17 protein-coding genes and 1 pseudogene are annotated in these 20,419 nt (G+C 60.9%); 16 read left to right on the top strand and 2 right to left on the bottom strand.

What is annotated here, in order from left to right:
• The first annotated feature begins 141 nt into the window (after window positions 1-141).
• The 3 genes from M0D67_RS28680 (at window position 142) to M0D67_RS28690 (ending at window position 2,976) form a co-directional block, all read left to right on the top strand.
• Window positions 142-1,026 (top strand): LysR family transcriptional regulator, encoded by an 885-nt coding sequence (locus M0D67_RS28680; RefSeq protein ID WP_168435843.1) that lies wholly within the window; start codon window positions 142-144, stop codon window positions 1,024-1,026.
• Window positions 1,027-1,195: 169 nt separating this feature from the next.
• Window positions 1,196-1,654: an Lrp/AsnC family transcriptional regulator gene (locus M0D67_RS28685; RefSeq protein WP_054039581.1), complete on the top strand. Its 459-nt coding sequence runs from the start codon at window positions 1,196-1,198 to the stop codon at window positions 1,652-1,654.
• Window positions 1,655-1,878: 224 nt separating this feature from the next.
• Window positions 1,879-2,976, top strand: coding sequence for a saccharopine dehydrogenase family protein (locus tag M0D67_RS28690; protein ID WP_154563783.1), 1,098 nt, complete (start codon window positions 1,879-1,881; stop codon window positions 2,974-2,976).
• A gap of 211 nt (window positions 2,977-3,187) precedes the next feature.
• Here the strand turns inward: M0D67_RS28690 and M0D67_RS28695 are convergent, their stop codons facing one another.
• A complete protein-coding gene (locus M0D67_RS28695) occupies window positions 3,188-3,808 on the bottom strand; it encodes an ATP-binding protein (RefSeq protein ID WP_168435844.1) in 621 nt (206 codons plus the stop codon).
• Window positions 3,805-3,954, bottom strand: a complete 150-nt coding sequence (gene cydX / locus M0D67_RS28700) for a cytochrome bd-I oxidase subunit CydX (RefSeq protein ID WP_154563835.1) — start codon at window positions 3,952-3,954, stop codon at window positions 3,805-3,807. The genes M0D67_RS28695 and cydX overlap by 4 nt, the downstream gene beginning before the upstream one ends.
• A gap of 275 nt (window positions 3,955-4,229) precedes the next feature.
• On the opposite strand from cydX, the gene M0D67_RS28710 reads away from it, so the two are divergent.
• The 13 genes and pseudogenes from M0D67_RS28710 (at window position 4,230) to M0D67_RS28770 (ending at window position 20,372) form a co-directional block, all read left to right on the top strand.
• Window positions 4,230-4,670: a hypothetical protein gene (locus M0D67_RS28710; RefSeq protein WP_154563785.1), complete on the top strand. Its 441-nt coding sequence runs from the start codon at window positions 4,230-4,232 to the stop codon at window positions 4,668-4,670.
• A 244-nt stretch (window positions 4,671-4,914) separates the two neighbouring features.
• On the top strand, window positions 4,915-5,892 hold the full coding sequence (gene corA / locus M0D67_RS28715; RefSeq protein WP_154563787.1) for a magnesium/cobalt transporter CorA: 978 nt from the start codon (window positions 4,915-4,917) through the stop codon (window positions 5,890-5,892).
• Between the two features lie 348 nt (window positions 5,893-6,240).
• Window positions 6,241-7,203 (top strand): sugar ABC transporter substrate-binding protein, encoded by a 963-nt coding sequence (locus tag M0D67_RS28720; protein WP_154563789.1) that lies wholly within the window; start codon window positions 6,241-6,243, stop codon window positions 7,201-7,203.
• 174 nt (window positions 7,204-7,377) lie between these two features.
• Window positions 7,378-7,516 (top strand): annotated as a pseudogene (locus M0D67_RS28725) (ABC transporter permease); the annotation flags it as partial.
• A 107-nt stretch (window positions 7,517-7,623) separates the two neighbouring features.
• A complete protein-coding gene (locus M0D67_RS28730; protein WP_154563791.1) occupies window positions 7,624-8,664 on the top strand; it encodes a LacI family DNA-binding transcriptional regulator in 1,041 nt (346 codons plus the stop codon).
• A 496-nt stretch (window positions 8,665-9,160) separates the two neighbouring features.
• Window positions 9,161-10,927 (top strand): methyl-accepting chemotaxis protein, encoded by a 1,767-nt coding sequence (locus tag M0D67_RS28735; RefSeq protein WP_154563793.1) that lies wholly within the window; start codon window positions 9,161-9,163, stop codon window positions 10,925-10,927.
• A 316-nt stretch (window positions 10,928-11,243) separates the two neighbouring features.
• Window positions 11,244-12,005: a hydratase gene (locus M0D67_RS28740; RefSeq protein ID WP_154563795.1), complete on the top strand. Its 762-nt coding sequence runs from the start codon at window positions 11,244-11,246 to the stop codon at window positions 12,003-12,005.
• 817 nt (window positions 12,006-12,822) lie between these two features.
• Window positions 12,823-14,745 (top strand): PrkA family serine protein kinase, encoded by a 1,923-nt coding sequence (locus M0D67_RS28745; RefSeq protein WP_154563799.1) that lies wholly within the window; start codon window positions 12,823-12,825, stop codon window positions 14,743-14,745.
• 187 nt (window positions 14,746-14,932) lie between these two features.
• Window positions 14,933-16,204 carry a YeaH/YhbH family protein gene (locus M0D67_RS28750; RefSeq protein ID WP_168435845.1) on the top strand — a complete coding sequence of 424 codons (1,272 nt, stop codon included), beginning with the start codon at window positions 14,933-14,935 and terminating at the stop codon, window positions 16,202-16,204.
• A complete protein-coding gene (locus M0D67_RS28755) occupies window positions 16,201-17,919 on the top strand; it encodes a SpoVR family protein (protein ID WP_154563801.1) in 1,719 nt (572 codons plus the stop codon). Before M0D67_RS28750 ends, M0D67_RS28755 begins: the two co-directional genes overlap by 4 nt.
• 199 nt (window positions 17,920-18,118) lie before the next feature.
• Window positions 18,119-19,171 (top strand): GSU2403 family nucleotidyltransferase fold protein, encoded by a 1,053-nt coding sequence (locus M0D67_RS28760; protein ID WP_266240620.1) that lies wholly within the window; start codon window positions 18,119-18,121, stop codon window positions 19,169-19,171.
• Between the two features lie 177 nt (window positions 19,172-19,348).
• Window positions 19,349-19,915 (top strand): nucleotidyltransferase domain-containing protein, encoded by a 567-nt coding sequence (locus M0D67_RS28765; protein ID WP_266240621.1) that lies wholly within the window; start codon window positions 19,349-19,351, stop codon window positions 19,913-19,915.
• The gene (locus M0D67_RS28770; protein ID WP_266240622.1) at window positions 19,893-20,372 is read left to right on the top strand and encodes a hypothetical protein; all 480 of its coding nucleotides are present in this window, start codon (window positions 19,893-19,895) and stop codon (window positions 20,370-20,372) included. Before M0D67_RS28765 ends, M0D67_RS28770 begins: the two co-directional genes overlap by 23 nt.
• Window positions 20,373-20,419: the final 47 nt, after the last annotated feature.

A 20,419-nucleotide genomic window follows, 5' to 3' on the forward strand; every position in this document is an offset into this window, starting at 1 on the left:
AGCGGCCAAACGCGCGTTCGCATAGCGACGCAAGGCGGCCGGCTGCCCACTTCGCCGTCGCCGCTATTAGTATCACGATATCCCTACAATGCGGCTCTTGTGCGACAAACGCTTACAACCGAAACGAACAGGAAATAGCGGGTGGACAAATTCGTCAGCATGGAAATTTTCGTTGCGGTGGTCGAGGCGGGCAGTCTCACGGCGGCCGCCGAGCGCTTTGACATTTCGTCGGCGATGGTGGGCAAGCACATCCGCTCGCTCGAAACGCGGCTCGCGACGCGGCTTCTGACACGCACCACGCGGCGTCAGAGCCTGACTGAAATCGGCCGGCAATATTACGAGCAGTGCCGGCGCATTCTGGCCGACGTCAAGCAGGCGGAGTCGCTCGCCGAGGCCATGGCGGCCGCGCCGCGCGGGGTGCTGAAGGTGACGGTGCCGCTGACCTACGGCGTCGAAGTCTTTGCCCCGGCGATGACCGACTACCTGAGTGCGTGGCCGGACGTGAGCCTCGAACTGGATCTGTCGAATCGCGTGATCGATCTCGTGGAGGAAGGCTTCGATGCGTCGGTGCGCATCGGTCGCTTGCCGGATTCCAGTTTCGTCGCGCGGCCGTTGAAGCCTTACCGGATGCGCGCATGCGCGTCGCCGGCCTATCTGGAGCGGGCCGGCATACCGCGCACGCCGGCCGATCTCATGCAGCACGAATGCCTCGGCTTTCTGCATTGGGGCCGCGAGGGCTTGTGGCGGCTAGGCGGCGAGGGCGCGGACGAAAACCAGTTGCGCGCCGGACGGTTCCGGGCGAACAACGGCCAGGCGCTCAAGGTTGCGGCATTGCGCGGCTTCGGGCTGGTGTTGCAGCCGGAGGCGCTGCTTGCGAGAGAGATCGCCAGTGGCGAACTGGTGTCGGTGCTGGAGGACTATCTGCCCGAAGGCGCGCCCGTCCATCTGCTCTACTCACGCGACCGCCGCGCCACACCCAAGCTCACCAGCTTCATCGATTTCGTGATCGAGCGATTCGGGGCGTGATCTTGCCGCTTGCCTTGTTACGCCGCATTTCCTGCTTCCTGCGTGCCGCTTCCCGCTCGCTGTTAGCCGCTCGTCATCGCGTTGCCATGGTTCGGGGTTCCTCTGCCTGCCGCCCGATGCCCAGGACGCGCGATAATCCTTCACTACCGACCAACTTCTTTCGCCCTCGATGAGACCTCCGCGCCTCGACCAACTCGACGACCTCGACCGCAACCTCGTTGCGCTGTTGCAAGCCAACGCCCGTGAGAGCGTCGCCAACCTCGCACGTCAACTGGATGTGGCGCGTACCACCGTGATCGCCCGGATCGCCCGGCTTGAGCGCAGCAACGTGATTGGCGGCTATAGCGTGCGGCTCGGCCAGGATGTGCTCGACTCGAGCATCCAGGCGTACGTCGGCATCATCATTGCGCCGAAGTACGGCCCGGCGGTGCAGAAACGTCTCGGCAAGATGCCCGAGGTGCAACTGCTATGCGCGGTCAGCGGCGAGTTCGACTATGTCGCGTGGCTGCGCGCCGATTCGCCCGACCGCCTCAACGATCTGCTCGACGAGATCGGCGGCCTGGAAGGGGTGGAGCGAACCACCACGTCGATCATTCTTGCGCGCAAGATCGACCGCGGCATGGTGTGATCCCGCTGCCCAATTTTTACGCCGTTTTGACATGTTTTCGACATATCGACTAATTGTGTCGTCATAACGTCGAAGTTCATAGTCATAGCGCAGCATTTTGCGTGTATGAACTGTTTTTGCTTCTCCCTAAACTGTGTCTCAAGGGTTCAGCCCGCCGGGCGCAGCGCCTAAGCGCAGCGCACTTCCAAAGCTGGAGACAGCATACACAGAACAAGGAGAAGCGCATGAAAGTAGCCATCGTTGGCGCAGGTTTGATCGGGCACACCATCGCCCATATGTTGCGCGAAACTGGCGACTACGACGTCGTCGCGTTCGACCGCGACCAGAACGCGCTCGACAAGCTCGCCGCCCAGGGTATCCCGACCCGCCGTGTCGATTCCGCCGATGCCGCCGCGCTGCGTGCCGCCATTCAAGGCTTCGACGCGCTCATCAACGCGCTGCCGTATTACCTGGCGGTGAACGTGGCCTCGGCCGCCAAGGGTGCGGGCGTTCATTACTTCGACCTGACTGAAGACGTGCGCGCCACCAGCGCGATTCGTGCAATCGCCGACGACGCCGATCACGCCTTCATGCCGCAGTGCGGTCTCGCACCGGGCTTCATCGGCATCGCCGCGCATGAACTGGCGAACCGCTTCACCGAAATCCGCGACGTGAAAATGCGCGTCGGTGCGCTGCCGGAGTTCCCGACCAACGCGCTGAAGTACAACCTGACGTGGAGCGTCGACGGTCTCATCAACGAGTACTGCCAGCCGTGCGAAGCGATCCGCGACAGCCGCACGCAGTGGGTGCAGCCGCTGGAAGGCCTCGAACACTTCTCGCTCGACGGTACCGAATACGAAGCCTTCAATACATCCGGCGGGCTGGGTACGCTATGCGAAACGCTGGCAGGCCGCGTCGAATCGCTCGACTACAAGTCGGTGCGCTATCCGGGCCACCGCAACCTGATGCAGTTCCTGCTGGAAGACCTGCGTCTTTCGAGCGACCGCGATACGCTCAAGACCATCATGCGCCGCTCGGTGCCTGCGACCGCGCAAGACGTCGTGCTGGTGTTCATCACCGTGAGCGGTATGCGTGACGGTCAACTGGTGCAGGAAGTCTTCACCCGCAAGATCTTCGCGAAGACGGTGTGCGGCGTGCCGATGAGCGCCATTCAGATCACCACGGCCGGCGCGATGTGCGCGGTGCTTGATCTGTTCCGTGAGCAGAAGCTGCCGCAAAGCGGTTTCGTGCGTCAGGAACAGGTGTCGCTGCGCGACTTCCTCGCGAACCGCTTTGGCCAGTTGTACGAAGGGCAGTCGCTGGATGCGATGGCAACGGTGTAAACCGCGGCTGTCGCGTTGAGTTTGCAAAAGAGGCTCAATACCGAGGGCCGTGCGACGACGCGGTAGTGATTGCCGCGAGCAACGAAGCAGGCCTCGCAGAAGGCCGTTTGATGAACGCCCCGCCATGCGGGGCGTTTTGCGTTTGAAACGCCGCTGCTAGTTTGAAACGCCCGAGCCATACAGGCAGCGGCACTGGCTGTGACATAGGCTGCTACACAGGCAGCGGCGGCAGCATCGCAGGCGCCACAGGCGGCTCGTCTACGAGGCATGCGAGCAACGCTTCGTAATCCGCGCGGGTTGGCGCGGTGTTGTCGAACATCAACAGGTCTTCGCAAATGTCACCGCTCGGCACGAAGCGGCGCTGCCGATACTCGTCCCAATGCGCGAGTTTGTAGGCATCGTTTGGATTGCCACGCGCGACGATGCGCTGATGTGCCATCTCTTCGGACGTGTAGACCCATACGACCCGCAGCGTCACGTCCGCGCCGATACCAAGCCAGGCGCGATCGAAGAGGCGCCGCTCGCGCACTTCGCGCGAGAGCGGCCCGACCACCAGCGCGCTGACGCCGAGCTCGAGATTGTCGCGGGCGGTATCGAGCAGGCCGCGATACTCGGGATCGCGCAGATGTTGCAGAAAGAGCGGACTGTCGCGGTCGTTCGGATCGCCGGTCAGCATGGCCATGGCGGCCGCGCTGTAGCCGCCGAACAGCGTATCTTTGTCGAGCAGGCAGAAGGGCGTCGCGCTCGCCTGCATCAGCGGGCCGATCAGCTTCTTCGCCAGGGTGGTTTTGCCGGTGCCGGCGTGACCGCAGAAGAAAACCAGGTGGGTCACGAAGACGTGTCCTCGGGCGCGGCGGCCGGGCTGCCGGCGTGCTGCGGGTCACGCGCGAATTTGCCGCTGGCCTCCAGCCACATCACATTGATGATGCCGAAGCCCAATGCCACGCCGATGCCAAGAATCCAGGTGAAATACCACATCGCGGTCTCCTTGATCGTATGTCCGGCGAGGTAGCCGGTGAGGCAGTACGCATAGTCGGTACAGAGAAGCAAACATGCAGGCGGATAAAGATAGTGCGCGGCGGATCCGAGGGTAAATCCGCAGCGCGCGGCGCCCACAGCGCAGCGCTTTGCAGCGATCATGAAGAAGAACGCGGCAGCGCGCAAGAGGGCGCAAAGACGGTTGGCCGTTCGGCCAGGATCTCGCAATGCGCCTATAACAGGAGCAACACCACCAACAACACGGGAGACCCAGCATGCCGATGCGTCCGCACTTCCGCTGCAAGGCCGCGCTGCTTGCGCTGGCCATCGCGTTGCTCGCCGGTTGCGCCTCGACACCGGCCGAGCCCGTCCCGTTCAAGGAGGTGCCGCAAGCGCGCATCGTCCAGCCCGGTTACACGGAGCCGGGAACCGGACTGGTCGCCGTGGACGTGCGGCGCGAGCGTTCCCGCGACGTTATCGTCCGGTTCCGCGATGCCTTGGTGTATATCGACGGCGAGCAGGTCACCGATCTGATGAACGGCGAACATGTGGTCTTCTATCTGAGCCCGGGGGTGCATCGCATCGGTGTCTCCACGCAATTCGATCCGGTCGTGGAAATGCGCTTTACGGTCACGGCCGATACACGCTACACGAACCGCGCGTCGGTCACCTTCGGCGACGATCACGGCATCGCTTTGCGCAGGGTTGCGCAATAGCGCAGGGCCGGGTCTGACAACGCGGGATTGCGGCAGGCGCGTGTTGAACAGTGGCGAACAGTGCCCGCTGCCGCAAGCAAGCTTTAGCTATGTTTCCAGTCTGACCGTTTAACAATTGGATACATGACAGTCACGCAGAGCCCTTAACATGGCGGGCATCGTGTATCCGTTTATGCAGACTTGGTGTGAGGCCTACGCATAGTGCGAAGCCGGCCGATCTGTTCCGTTTTCAAGGTAATCCAACATGCTAATCAATTGCGCCGCCTATCAGGACGGCCGGAAGCTGGCCGATATCGATATCGATAGCATCAGCGACTACGTGGCGCGGCCCGAGTGCTTCGTCTGGGTTGCGCTCAAAGACCCGGGGCCCGAAGAACTGGCCGTGATGCAGCACGAGTTCGGCCTGCACGAACTCGCGATCGAAGATGCGCAAAACGGCCATCAGCGTCCGAAAATCGAGGAGTACGGCGAGTCGCTATTCGCCGTCATGCATACCGTGGAAATGGACGAAGAGGGCGAGCTGCTGATCGGCGAGGTCGACGTGTTCGTGGGGCACAACTATGTGTTGTCGGTGCGCCGCGGTACGCGCGCCGGGTTCCAGAACGTTCGCGCCCGTTGCGAGCGCGAGCCGCAATTGCTCAAGGAGGGCTCGGCGTTCGTGCTGTACGCGCTGGCGGACGACATCGTCGATCGTTATTTTCCGATCGTCGAGGCGATGAACACCGAGATCGAGGCGCTCGAAGACCGCATCTTCGAGCGCAACAATTCGGTGGCGTCGCGGGCAATCATCGAGGATCTGTATTCGCTGAAACGTCGTCTCGTGATCCTGCAGCACCACATCGCGCCGCTTCAGGAAGCGATCGGCAAATTGACGGGCGGCCGGATTCCGAGCGTCTGCGAAGGCATGCAAGCCTATTTCCGCGACGTCTACGACCATCTCGAGCGGATCGTCAGAATCATCGATGGCCGGCGCGAACTGGTTGTGACCGCGGTGCAGGTCAATCTGGGGATGATCTCGCTCGTCGAAAACGAGGTGACCAAGCGGCTCGGCTCGTTTGCCGCATTGTTCGCGGTGCCGACCATGATCGCCGGTATCTACGGGATGAACTTCCAGACGATCCCCGAGTTGCACTACAAGTTCGGCTATCCAGTCTGTCTTGCCGTGATGGCGACCGTGGATCTGATCCTGTACTGGCGCTTTCGCAAGTCCGGCTGGCTTTGACACACCGTTAGCCCATCGCTGCGCTTAATTCCCGCTTGCACCGTGCGCAATAAAAGTCCAGCATAGGCGGCCCGCCGGCCGCTAAGCTTGCAGCCGGCGGTAAATCTGCCACGCACAAACTGAGCGAGGAACCGTTGCCAGAACACAGCCTGCCGGTGCGCCTATTCGCGACACTACGCCGAAGCCATCGAGCGCATCGCATCGACGCACTTTCTGCGGGCCGGTGCCCCGCAACACTGCGAATCGTTGACATTCCTAGAAGGGCACGCTGAGAATAGGCCTCGCAAACGTTTGCGCGTCACTAAAAATACGGCTCGCCCGCGAGCCCGACAAACCCTGGAGATAAGCATGAGCCATCGCATTCGCCGCCGCATGCTGGCGGCCGCTGTTCTCGTCACCGCCACCGCCGCTTTGCCGTTTTCCTCCGCTTACGCGCAAACTACGCCGGCCCATAAGCCGAAGGTCGCGCTGGTGATGAAGTCGCTCGCCAACGAGTTCTTCCTGACCATGGAAACCGGCGCGAAGGACTACCAGAAACACAATGCCTCGCAGTTCGACCTGATCACCAACGGTATCAAGGACGAGACGGATACGGCGAACCAGATCCGCATCGTCGAACAGATGATCGTCTCGAAGGTCGATGCGATCGTGCTGGCCCCGGCTGATTCGAAGGCGCTGGTGCCGGTCGTCAAGAAGGCCATCGACGCGGGCATCATCGTCGTGAATATCGACAACCGGCTCGACCCGGACGTGCTCAAGTCGAAAGACCTGAACGTGCCGTTCGTCGGCCCGGATAACCGCAAGGGCGCGCAGAAGGTCGGCGACTATCTGGCCAAAAAGCTGAAGGCGGGCGATGAAGTCGGCATTATCGAAGGCGTGTCGACCACCACCAACGCGCAGCAACGCACCGCGGGTTTCAAGGACGCCATGCAGACCGTCGGCGCGAAGGTCGTGTCGGTGCAATCGGGCGAATGGGAAATCGACAAGGGCAACGCGGTGGCGTCGGCCATGCTCAATGAGTATCCCAACCTGAAGGCGCTCCTCGCCGGCAACGACAACATGGCGATCGGCGCGGTCTCGGCCGTACGCGCGGCCGGCAAGCAGGGCAAGGTGCTGGTGGTCGGCTACGACAACATCAACGCGATCAAGCCGATGCTCAAGGACGGTCGCGTGCTCGCCACCGCGGACCAGTACGCCGCCAAGCAGGCCGTGTTCGGTATCGACACCGCACTGAAGGCGATCAGCGAGCGCAAGAAGCAGTCGCAGCTGTCCGGCGTGGTGGAAACGCCGTGCGACCTCGTGACAAAGTAAGCGTCGGGCAGTCAGTACCGAAATACGCTTCGCAAGAAGCACCGCAACACGCCGAGGCACGCGGGCTCGCGCTCACGCCGCTGCCTGCTGAATGCATGGCACAAGACAGGCGAATCCGCGTCAATTCAATAACCGCTCAAGAAACCTGCTGAGCCGCCGTTAAATCCAGAGGTAAGCGACAAGGCGGCCGGCACGCGGCTCGGCTTTTCGAATTACCTGAGCCTCGCCGGCGGACTGCTGGCGATGATCGTGCTGTTCTCGCTGCCGGATCGCCTTTCTGACGTACGAGACGTTCGGCGCGATCGCCAATCAGTGCGGTAAGGCAAGTATTCATGGGTGTGGTCTGTCTTCGAGGAAGACGTCCGGTGGGTTGCCAGATGGCGTGGCCGGCGGGAACAACAGGCAGGAGAGCAACAGGTTATGGCGACGATCAAGGATGTAGCGGCCGTGGCAGGCGTGTCGTTCACGACGGTATCGCACGTGGTGAACAACTCACGGCCGGTGTCGGCCGACGTGCGCGCGAAGGTCGAACACGCGATCCGTCAGCTTCACTATGTACCGTCGGCGGTGGCCCGCTCGCTCAAGGCGCGGGCGACGGCGACGATCGGTCTGGTGGTGCCGAACAGTACGAACCCGTATTTCGCGGAGATGGCGCGTGGTATCGAAGATGGTTGCTCGCGCAACGGCTACTGCCTGTTCTTCTGCAATTCCGACGACGATCCGGCCAAGCAGCGTAACTATCTGCGCGTACTGCAGGAAAAGCGTATCGACGGACTGATCGTCGCCTCCGCGGGCGACGACGCGGTGCTGGCGCAGACGCTTGCCGACGCCCGCGAGCCGCTGGTCGTCGTGGACCGCAATATCGAGGGTGTGAACGCGGATCTGGTGCAGATCGACCACGAGAAGGGCGGCTATCTTGCAACGCGGCATCTGCTCGAACTGGGGCACGTGCGGATCGGCTGCATCACCGGGCCCGTGAAGACGGCGGTGAGCGCCATGCGGGTACACGGCTTCATCCGCGCCATGACCGAGCGCGGTATCGAGATTCCGGCCGGGGCGATTGTCGAAAGCGATTTTTCGGGGATGGGCGGCCATCGCGCGGCGGGACAACTGTTCGACACGGTGAAGCCGTCGGCGATTTTTGCCGGCAACGACATGATGGGCATCGGCGCGCTGCGCGCCGCGGCGGAGCGCAATATCAGCGTGCCGCGCGATTGCTCGATCATCGGTTTCGACGATATCGAACTGGGACGATTCACCTATCCGGCGCTCTCGACGGTCGGCCAGTCGGTCCGCGCGCTTGGCGACATGGCCGCGCAGACGCTGATCGAACGCATTGCCGGGACGTCGTCGGGCAGTCCGCGCGCGCTGGGGCGCCGGCGCGTCGTGTCGCCGCGCCTGATCGTGCGCGAATCGACCTCGACATGGGCCGGCGTGGCGAGGCGCGATCTGGCGGCCTGATATCGATGATTGCGTTGCCGGGCGCGAGCCGAAAAGCCTCGCGTTCGGTTTTGATGCCGCTTTTCCGCCATGCATGGATCGTGCGCGGGAGTTGGGCACAGATTCGGGCGCGAGTGCTTCGTGCCCGTTTTCAAGCGCGCCGTTGCGCTCCGCAGGTCGAGGGTTCCGTTTTGAACCCCGCTTGAATCTCGTTTGAACCCCGCCTGAATCCGTCTCGCCTATCCGCGTTCGGTCTTCCGAGCCGCCTGAATTCAATTCCCTGAATGTCAGAAGCGCTGCGTGACATCCGCATGAGCGCGGCCTGTCAGCGCTTTGTAATTTCTTCCAATTGCTTACAACGTCTTTCTTCATACCATATAAATCCTTCAAGTATGCAGATCAGATGCCGTAAACACGACTATTAGAGCGCGGCCTCAAATCGGCGCCATGTACGCAGAGCCACACGCTACCCCGCGCTGCGCACGCAGCTTCTCATTTGTTAAGTACAGGAACGAGCATGTTGAACAAAGGCATCACGATCAAGGCGCGGATTGGCCTCACGATGGCTTTTCTCGCCGCGCTGCTAGTCGCCATCGGCGTTTTCGGTTTGTTCGGCATGAGCCGTTCGAATGACGCTTACAAGGACACGTTCACCAACGCAATGCCGGGCGCGGTCGATATCGGCAACGCCGAGCTCTATGCGGCGCGCGAACGGCTGGCGCTCGACCGGGCCGCGTTCATGCTCGGCACGCCGGAGGTGGCGTCGACGATGGAGCGCGCGCGTGCGATGCGCGTGGAGTCCGACATGTGGTGGAAAAAGTATATGGATCTGCCGCGCGACACCGAGGAAGACCGTCTTGCGCAGGACGTCGTCTCCAAACGCGACGCGCTGCATCAGCAATTGGACTCGTTTGCGGCAATCGTCACGGCGAACGACCAGAGCAAGATCGTCGACGGTGCCAAGCGCTTGCAGGCGGCATACAACGACCTCTCCACCTCGGATGACGCGCTGCGCAAGTTCCAGTTCGTCTCGGCCAGGCAAGGTTTCGACTCCGCGCAAAGCAGTTTCGAGGTGTTCCGTATGGTGAGCGCCGGTGCGCTGCTGGTCGGCGTGCTTGCCGCCGCGCTGTCCTACCTGACGCTCAGCCGCGCGATTGGCCGCCCGCTCGACGCAGCCCTCGGCCATTTCGACGCGATCTCCGCTGGCGATCTGCGCCGCCCGGTCGTGGTCACCTCGCGCGACGAAATGGGGCAGTTGCTCGAAGGTATCGCCAAAATGCAGCGCAGCCTCACCGAAACGGTGCGTACGGTGCGCAGCGGCAGTGAATCGATTGCGACGGCCACGCGCCAGATCGCGGCCGGCAATATCGACCTGTCCTCGCGAACGGAAGAGCAGGCTTCGGCGCTGCAGGAAACCGCGTCGAGCATGGAAGAGCTGACCGGCACGGTCAAGCAGAACGCCGACAACGCTCGCCAGGCGAGCTCGCTGGCGGCCAATGCGTCCGAGATTGCCAACAAGGGCAGCGCGGTGGTCGGCCAGGTGGTCGGCACGATGGGCGACATCAATCAGAGTTCGGCGAAGATCGCCGACATCATCTCGATCATCGAAGGGATTGCGTTCCAGACCAACATCCTGGCCCTGAATGCGGCAGTGGAAGCGGCGCGGGCCGGCGAAGAAGGGCGCGGATTCGCCGTGGTGGCAGGCGAAGTGCGCAGCCTCGCGCAGCGCTCGTCGGCGGCGGCCAAAGAAATCAAGGAACTGATCGACACCTCGGTGGAACGTGTGCAGTCCGGCTCGGCGCTGGTCGACGAAGCCGGCCGCACCATGACCGAGATCATCGGTGCGGTGCAGCGCGTGACCGACATCATGGGTGAGATCGCGGCGGCCTCGGAAGAGCAAAGCAGCGGCATCGACCAGGTGGCGCGCGCCGTCACGCAGATGGACGAGGTGACACAGCAGAACGCCGCGCTGGTCGAGGAAGCCGCTGCAGCAGCGTCTTCGCTCGAAGATCAGGCCGGCAAGCTGCGTACCGCGGTCGCGGTGTTCCAGCTCGAAGAAAGCGGCTTCAAGGCGCCGGTGAGCGCGGCGCCGAAGCGCGTGACTGCGCCGGTTCGCCCAATGGCGGCACGGAAGGTGTCACATTCCGCCTCACAAGCCACCCCGGTAGCCAGGACACCTGCTGCGCCCGCAGCGACACCGGCACCGGCTGCCGCCGCGCCGGCGAAGACACCGGCCCGGGCAACGGCGAGCGCCGGAAGCGATCAGGATTGGGAAACCTTCTGAGCGTTGCAACATTCGTTCCCGATGATGCATCAGACGGAACGACGCTTGTGCGGATCGGCCGCATGACGACAAAGACCGCGATTGCGCCTGCAACCGCGGTCTTTTTTCATGGTCTGCGGACTAAGTAACGTTCACAAGCGTTGTCTACACCCTGGCAAGCGTCGTGATCCGGTACATTGACGGGCGCGACTACCGCTTGTACCGGCAACCTTGCCGCGACAGGCAGTCAGCGCGCGGACCGTGAGCCCGCTTTTCCCAACTGCTGCAACTCAGCGCGGCAACCCAACGCTCAACGCGCCAGCCATAAAGGACCGACATGACGCCATACGACCTCGCGCACCGCCTCGTCGAAGCCCGCCGGCAGCATCGCCCGATCGATGCGCCCCCACCCGACAGCCTGCCGCCTGACGCGGCAACCGCGTACGCGATCCAGCAGGCCGTCATCGTGGGCCTCGGCGACTCGACGGGCGCGTGGAAGATCGGCGCCAGAGCGCCTGGCGGGGCCGCCGCGGGCGCGCCGATCCCGGCTTCGCTGGTGCTGCCGTCGCCCGGACGGGTGGCCCATACCGGCTTTTTCCGGGTGTTGGTGGAGCTGGAGGTCGCCTTTCGTTTCGCCGAGGCGATCGAGCCGCGCGGCCGGGCTTATGCGCGCGACGAGGTGCTGTCGAAGGTCGGCGTCGTGCTGCCGACCATCGAGATCGTCGATAGCCGCTTTGCCGAGTGGCCCAATGTCGCGCCGCTCGCGCAACTGGCCGACGCACAGAACAACGGCGCGTTGATCACCGGTCATCCGGTTGCCTATGCGGGCCTTGCACGCAGCTTCGATTTCGTATCGCCCGAGCTCGAGCTGAGTTTCGACGGCAACTCGCTGGTGCACGAAGCCACGGGTAATCCGGCCGGCGACCCGCGTGAACTGCTGGTGTGGTTCGTCAACCATTGCGCCGCCATGGGCATCACAATCGAGCCGGAATGGACGCTCACCACCGGTTCATACGTCGGTGCGCACAATGTGGACAAACCGGGCATCGTGCGCGGCCACATCGACGGCCTTGGGGAAGTGGAGATTGAACTGACCTGAGCGTGTCGTCGTGTACTTGTAACGGCGCGCTCGTCATGGTCCGCTTGTAACCGCTGATTACGAAGTATCAGGCAAACGGCTGCCCACGGGCGGCCGTTTTACATTTGCCGCAGCATCCGCACTGCGCGCTTAGCCGTATACACCTATGAAGCGACCCGATGCGCTGCCGTGATCCAGTTATACATGCGGCTAACCATATCGCCGACGCGGTTACTACGCGAGGCAGGCATGGGCAGCAAGCGGGCGGCAACACACCCCGCTTCAAGCGAAATAGTGCGGAACAATACCGCCAGCGCGTTGACGAACTGCTTGCAGATGCGTCGGTGAACAGCGTCTCAGGTCAGCGCGGCGAACGAACATGTAACACAGCGCATGTCGCTGTAGACCAAATGGCGATGCCGCGCGTTGATGAAAAAAGGTTCCGGGCATAGAAAACGCATGACGTCCGTGCTCAATGCAAGAAAGTGTGCGCATGCAGACAGGCCGTCTGGTAGAGCAGTGGGATCGTTCGATGAACGAGACGATTCGTGTAACGGAGCATAGCGAGCCGTGCTGGTCATCATGGCGAGCAGAGGGCGCAGGAGAGGCAGTAACGTGAGCCGGAGATCGCTGCACATTCGCTGTGATGTGAGCGGAAGATTGTAGGTGAGCGAATCTGTGTTTCCAAGTGAGGAATGTTGGGAGGCGGGTACGGCGCGATTTTCGCAACGTAGTTCGTGAAAAAAAATTTAAAAGGGTTTAGGATGAATTCGAGCGATGTCGTTTCCGAATAGCGCGCCGCGCACGACATCGGTCTAGACTTCGGCGAGGAGGTAGCATGGATATCTACAGCAGTTTCGCGACCCGCTTCGAGAAAACGCGAGAAGATGAGCTCTCGCTCGAGGAGTATCTCGCGCTCTGCAAAGACAATCCCGCCGCGTACGCTACGGCTGGCGAACGCATGTTGACGGCAATCGGTGAACCAGAACAGATCGACACTCGCAACGATCCGCGCATGTCGCGTATCTTCGCGAACAAGGTCATCAAGGTATACCCCGCATTCCGTGAGTTCTACGGAATGGAAGAAGTGATCGAGCAGGTGGTCGCCTACTTCCGGCACTCGGCCCAGGGGCTCGAAGAAAAGAAACAGATTCTGTATCTGCTGGGACCGGTCGGCGGCGGTAAATCGTCGATCGCGGAACGTCTGAAGCAACTCATGGAACGCGTGCCGTTCTACTCGATCAAGGGCTCGCCCGTGAACGAGTCGCCGCTCGGTCTGTTCGATTACGACGAGGACGGTCCGATCCTCGAAGAGCAATACGGTATTCCACGCCGCTACCTGAAAAACATTCTGAGCCCGTGGGCGGTGAAGCGCCTGCACGAATACAACGGCGACATCCGCAAATTCCGCGTGGTGCGCCGCTACCCGTCGATCCTTCGTCAGATCGGTATCGCCAAGACCGAACCGGGTGACGAAAACAATCAGGACATTTCGTCGCTGGTCGGTAAGGTCGACATCCGCAAACTTGAACAGTATGCGCAGGACGATGCGGACGCATATAGCTACTCCGGTGGCCTGTGCCTTGCGAACCAGGGCCTGCTCGAGTTCGTCGAAATGTTCAAGGCACCGATCAAGGTCTTGCACCCGCTGCTCACCGCGACTCAGGAAGGCAACTTCAAGGGCACGGAGGGCTTCGGCGCGATCCCGTTCGATGGCATCATCCTCGCTCACTCGAACGAGTCGGAATGGAAGGCGTTCCGAAATAACCGCAACAACGAAGCACTACTCGACCGGATCTTCGTTGTGAAGGTGCCGTACTGCCTGCGCTACGGTGAAGAGGTCAAGATCTACGAGAAGCTGCTGCGCAATTCGTCGCTGGCCAGTGCGATATGCGCGCCGGGTACGTTGAAGATGATGGCGCAGATGTCGGTGCTCACGCGCTTGCAGGAGCCGGAAAATTCCAGCCTGTTCTCGAAGATGCAGGTGTACGACGGCGAGAATCTCAAGGACACCGATCCGAAGGCCAAGTCGTATCAGGAGTATCGTGATTTCGCGGGCGTGGATGAAGGGATGACCGGCGTGTCGACCCGCTTCGCGTTCAAGATCCTGTCACGCGTATTCAACTTCGATTCGACGGAAGTCGCGGCGAACCCTGTGCATTTGATGTACGTGCTCGAACAGCAGATCGAGCGCGAGCAGTTCCCACCGGAAACCGAACAGAAGTACCTGTCGTTCATCAAGGACGTGTTGGCATCGCGCTATGCCGAGTTCATCGGCAAGGAGATTCAGACCGCGTATCTGGAGTCGTATTCCGAGTATGGTCAGAATATTTTCGATCGCTACGTGACGTATGCAGACTTCTGGATTCAGGATCAGGAGTTCCGCGACCACGACACCGGCGAGAGTTTCGACCGCGCGGCGCTGAACGCCGAACTGGAGAAGATCGAGAAACCTGCGGGCATCAGCAACCCGAAGGACTTCCGCAACGAGATCGTGAACTTCGTGCTGCGTGCGCGGGCTGCGAATGCGGGGAAGAATCCCGCGTGGATCAGCTACGAGAAGCTGCGCGTCGTGATCGAAAAGAAGATGTTCTCGAACACGGAAGAGCTGTTGCCGGTGATTTCGTTCAACGCCAAGGGTTCGGCGGAAGAGCAACGCAAGCACGAAGACTTCGTCAATCGCATGGTGACGAAGGGCTATACGCCGAAGCAGGTGCGCTTGCTGTGTGATTGGTATCTGCGCGTGCGCAAGTCGTCATGATACGCACTGCGTGCCGCCCGCGCGGTCCGACCGCGCGGGCACCTTGCGAAGCGCAAGTTGCATGGACATAGCGTTGTGTTTGCGGACATGCCTATTGCAACGTGCGTCTCGCGCAGCGGAAATTGCGACTGCATAGGACCGGAGTAAGCGCTGAAGCGCCAACTCCGGTCGATACTGGAGACCGGGCGTGCTTCATCAAATCATCGACCGCAGGTTAGCTGGTAAGAACAAGAGCATTGCAAACCGCGAGCGTTTTTTACGTCGCGTTAAAAACTACATTCGTCGCGCCGTCTCGGAAGCGGTTCGCGATCGCAGCATCAAGGATATTCAGAACACCCAGAGCATCACCATCCCGCGCAAGGACATCGCGGAACCGTCGTTCCGGCATGGTCCCGGCGGCAAGCGGGAAATGGTGCATCCGGGCAATTCCGACTACATCCGCGGCGACAAGATCCAGCGCCCGCAAGGGGGCGGCGGCGGAGGCGGGGGCAACCAGGCGAGCAACGAGGGCGAGGGTCAGGACGACTTCGTGTTCGAGCTGAGCCGCGAAGAATTCATGCAGTATTTCTTCGACGACCTCGAACTGCCGCGTCTCGTCAAAACCCATCTGATGGCCGTGCCCACGTGGAAAAGCATCCGCGCCGGCTGGGCGGCCGAAGGCACGCCAAACAATATCGACGTGGTCCGTTCGCTGCGCAGCGCGCTCGGCCGCCGGATTGCGCTTGGTGCGCCGCTCGTCAATCAGTTGCACGAGATGGAACGGCAACTCGAAGTGATGAAGGCCGATCCGGACGACCGGCGCGAGGAGATCAAACTGCTCGAAGAGGAAATCCACCATTTGCGCGGGCGCATCTGGCGCATTCCGTTTATCGATCCGTTCGATCTGCGCTACGTGAACCGGGTGAAGCAGCCCACGCCGTCCAGCCAGGCGGTGATGTTCTGTCTGATGGATGTGTCCGGTTCCATGGACGAGCAGCGCAAGGATCTCGCCAAGCGCTTTTTCATCCTGCTGTATCTGTTCCTCAAGCGTAACTACGAAAAGATCGAAGTGGTGTTCATTCGCCACCACACCCGCGCCGAAGAGGTCGACGAAGACACGTTCTTTCATTCGACGGAAAGCGGCGGCACGGTGGTGTCGAGCGCGCTGGAGCTGATGCAGAAGGTGATGGACGAGCGCTATTCGCCGACTGAATGGAATATTTACGGCGCTCAGGCTTCTGACGGCGACAATTGGACCGACGATTCGCCCAAGTGCCGCAAGATACTTTCGGATGACATCCTGGAGAAGGTGCGCTATTTTGCGTATATCCAGGTTACGCCGGAAGAGCAGAACTTGTGGCTCGAATATGCACAGTTGGCGCTGAGCCAGCCGCACATGGCGATGAAGAAGGTCGAGACCGCGGCTGACATTTATCCGGTGTTTCGGGAGTTGTTTGAAAAGCAGGTGGCGTCTTCATGACGGCAAAGCCCCTGCACAACGAAGCGCGCGGCGATCAGCCGGCGCGCGGGAAAGGCGTGCCGCAGCAGCAACAGTCGGGGCATGCCGAGGCGAAGGCGGACGATACGGGAGCCGCCGCAGCCGGAGCAGTCGACGCCGCTGCAGCACGGGGACACACCGGAACGCCCACTGAGGGGCAAAGGGAAGTCCGTATGAACGTAGCCGATAGACGGCCTCTGCCGTGCCCGTCCGACTGGACCTTCGAATTGATCGAAGAGTACGACTCGCATATTGCCCGTGTTGCAGAGCAATATGAACTCGACGTGTATCCGATCCAGCTCGAACTCATCAGCGCCGAACAGATGATGGACGCTTACGCGTCCGTCGGCATGCCGGTGAACTACCGTCACTGGTCGTTCGGCAAACACTTTCTCTCCACCGAAAAGAGCTACCGTCGCGGGCAGATGGGGCTGGCGTACGAGATCGTCATCAATTCGAACCCTTGCATCGCTTACCTGATGGAAGAGAACACGATGACGATGCAGGCGCTCGTCATCGCGCACGCGGCCTATGGCCACAATTCGTTTTTCAAGGGCAACTATCTGTTCAAGCTGTGGACGGATGCACACGCGATCATCGATTACCTCGTCTACGCGAAGAATTACATCGCGGAGTGCGAAGAACGCTTCGGGCTTGACCGGGTGGAGGAGCTGCTCGACTCGTGCCATGCGTTGATGAATTACGGCGTGGACCGCTACAAACGTCCGCAGAAACTGTCGCTGGAAAAGGAGTTTGCGGCGCGCCGCGAACGTGAGGCTTATCTGCAATCGCAGGTCAACGAACTGTGGCGCACCTTGCCGACCCGGCATACGCCGTTGCCGGAGGAAATCGAGGAGCGTTATCCGCCGGAGCCGCAGGAAAACCTGCTGTATTTCGCGGAGAAGAACGCACCGCTGCTCGAGCCGTGGGAGCGGGAAGTGATCCGCATCGTGCGCAAGGTCGGCCAGTATTTCTATCCGCAGCGGCAAACCCAGGTCATGAACGAAGGCTGGGCGACGTTCTGGCATTACACCTTGCTCAACACGATGTATGCCCAGGGCAAGCTGGAAGACGGCTTCATGATGGAGTTTCTCCATTCGCACAGCAACGTGGTCTACCAGCCGCCGGTCACGAAACCGTACTACAGCGGCATTAACCCGTATGCGCTCGGCTTTTCGATGATGAGCGATATCCGCCGGATCTGCGAATCGCCGACGGAGGAGGACCGCAAGTGGTTCCCCGAACTGGCGGGCAGCCCGTGGCTGCAGGCAATGCACTATGCGATGCGCAACTTCAAGGACGAGAGTTTCGTCGCGCAGTATCTGTCGCCGCATCTGATCCGTGAGATGCGTCTGTTCTCGGTGCTCGACGACGACATGCGCGATGCGCTCGAAGTGTCCGCGATTCATGACGACAGCGGGTATCAGTACGTGCGTCAGGCGTTGTCGCGGCAGTACGACATGCATCATCGGGAGCCGAATATCCAGGTGTGGGCGGTGAATACGCGGGGCGACCGGAGTCTGACGCTGCGGCATTTCATGAGCGACAACCGGCATCTGTCCGGCGACAGCGATGAAGTGCTCAAGCACATGGCGCGCTTGTGGCAGTTCGACGTCTACCTGGAAAGCGTCGATGAGAATGGCACGGTGAGGAAGCGGTATGAGTGTAAGTATGTGCCGCCGGCGATAAGGGTTTGAGTTCGCTCGGCCTTGTCGCGTGGAGGCTGGTTTTCTGATGTGTCCGAAGCCCCTGTTTGTCTATGACGAACAGGGGCTTTCGTCATTCGGAGTCTGGCTGGTCGCCTGGCCTCCGTTTTTCAGTAATTCGTGAAAAAGTACTGAAAAAACCACAGACGGGCATTTTTCAGTAAAATATAAAAAATTACTGAAAGGTCCCATGCCGCCTTTTCCTCTCTACGAGCAGCAAGAGCAAGCCTACTGCTCCCAGTTCGCCAACATCGAACAGGCCGCGGCCACTCAGGACAAGGTCCTGATGGGCGCGCCCGGAACGGTTATCGAACATAAACGGGGCGGGGCTATCTACTACGCCCGTCAGTACATGGGGCCGGAAGGCAAGAAGCAGGAGGAGAGCCTTGGCGGTCCAAAGGGCGATCCAGAGGTGGATAGCCGGGTGGAGGAGGTGCGGCAACGCATCGATCTGAGCAAGGATCTCATCTCGCGAATCCGCGATCTCGGCAAGCTGGGTTTTCAACTGGCAGACAACAAAACCTACGCTACCGTCGGCGTTCTTTACAATTACGGCCTTTTCGAGGCCGGGGCTGTGCTGGTCGGCTCGCACGCTTACGCCGTGATTCTCAACTCGCTCGGCATCAAGGCCGTCTCATACGAGACCGAGGATATCGATATCGCGCGCCGGCATCAGCTCGCGCTCGTCAATCTTCCCGAAGGCGGACTGCTCGCGATGCTCAAGGAGACTGGAATTAACTTCGTGCCGGTCCCTGCCATGAAACGCGGCGAGGCGTCCACATCGTTTACAGAGGCAGGGAAGTCGCGCTTTCATGTCGACTTGCTGGTTCCCTCGCATGACGATTCGTTTCCCACGGTGCCTGTGGCCGAGCTCAATGCGCATGCCACGGGCTTGCCGTATCTGGCCTACCTGCTAGGCCGATCCCAGGCCGGAACGCTCGTGTCACGGCATGGCGCTGTGCCCGTGCGCGTGCCTGACGCAGCCCGCTTTGCCATTCACAAACTACTCGTGTCGCGCCTGCGAACGAACACGCTCGTCAAGTCGCAAAAGGATGTGCGCCAGGCGTCGGTATTGCTGGCCATGCTCGGTGAACATCGCACCGGCGACATCGAAGACGCCTGCGCCGAGCTTCCGCGATCGGCGCGAGCACTTGTGCGCCGCACCTTGCCTGAAGTCGAAGCGTTAATGCGTGACGCTCACGAAGCCGGGTTCGAAGAGCTTGCAACGAGCCTCTCGGGATGAGCGACATCCGCCGCATCTGATCCGCGAGATGCGTCTGTTCTCGGTGCTCGATGACGACATGCGCGATGCCGCCGTCGCATTGCGTCTTTTACCGGAAAACGGTACTATTTTACCGGTTTCCGGTATTTAATTTCAAATACCGATTTCCGGTAACAAAGTACCGAAAAAGGGTATTTGATGCTCGCGGACTTTCTTCTCACACCTAAACAGCAGCGCATTCTGGGCGCGTTTGTTCTGAACCCGGAACGCGCTTATTCGCTTTCTGAATTGTTCGAGTTGACCGGCGGCGGCCGAAGCTCCACTCAGGACTTCGTCGCGAAATTGCTTGCAGGTGACGTGGTCCTTCAGCAGTCCGGCGGACGTGCGCTTTACCAGGCGAACACTCAGCATCCGCTTTACCCGGAGCTGCGACAAATCGCGGTCAAGAGCTTTGGCCTGAAGGAGCCGATCGAGCGCGCGCTGGCCATGATCAGCGACAAAATAAAGTACGCGTTCATCTTCGGCTCGATGGCCGCTGGAACGGCTGGGTCCGCTAGTGACATCGACGTCATGGTGATCGGCGACGCGCGTCTCGGCCGCGTGCAACGCGAACTCGACGTGGCAGGTGAGGCGCTTGGCAGGGAAATCCACATGAGCGTGTACCCGGAGCATGAGTGGGAGCAAAAGCGCCGCTCGGATCCCGTGCTAGAGTCAATCGATCAAGGCCCGAAAATCATGCTCGATGTTTCCACTTCAACTGACTGAAAAGCTAACCGGCATGCTCAACGCCGCGTACGTCCGTAAGACGCCGTTCACCGCGGCGAACGCCGTGCAGTTTCGCCGCAACGCCGCGTCGTTTTTCCAGGCGGCAAAGGACGACAGACATTCGCCCATCGTGCGCTATGCCAATGCCTATGAAGCGGTGCACGCGTTGGCGGTTGGATTTATTTACATCCATGGCCTGGCGCCAGGCGGCGGGGATGGCCACCGTATTAAGGTAATCGGAACCTTGCTCGATCACGTCAAACCGGACCTCGATCTCGACGACCGTTCGGAGATTGAATACGCCGCGCGGCAACGCAACGAGAAAATCTATGAATCGCCTGCGCCGCCGCCGTCGGTTAAGGCTGTCGAAGACCTGATCGCGAGTGTGGGTAACGTCAAGGCACTGATCAGGCAGCAATGGCCAAGCTGGTACGCGCTGAAAGCCGACAAGCCATAACCGATGCCGCGCTGCAGCATCATGCCGCCCAGTGCCCCGTTGCCCCT

The sequence above is a fragment of the Paraburkholderia sp. SECH4 genome, from assembly GCF_030511745.1.
GTDB lineage: Bacteria > Pseudomonadota > Gammaproteobacteria > Burkholderiales > Burkholderiaceae > Paraburkholderia > Paraburkholderia madseniana.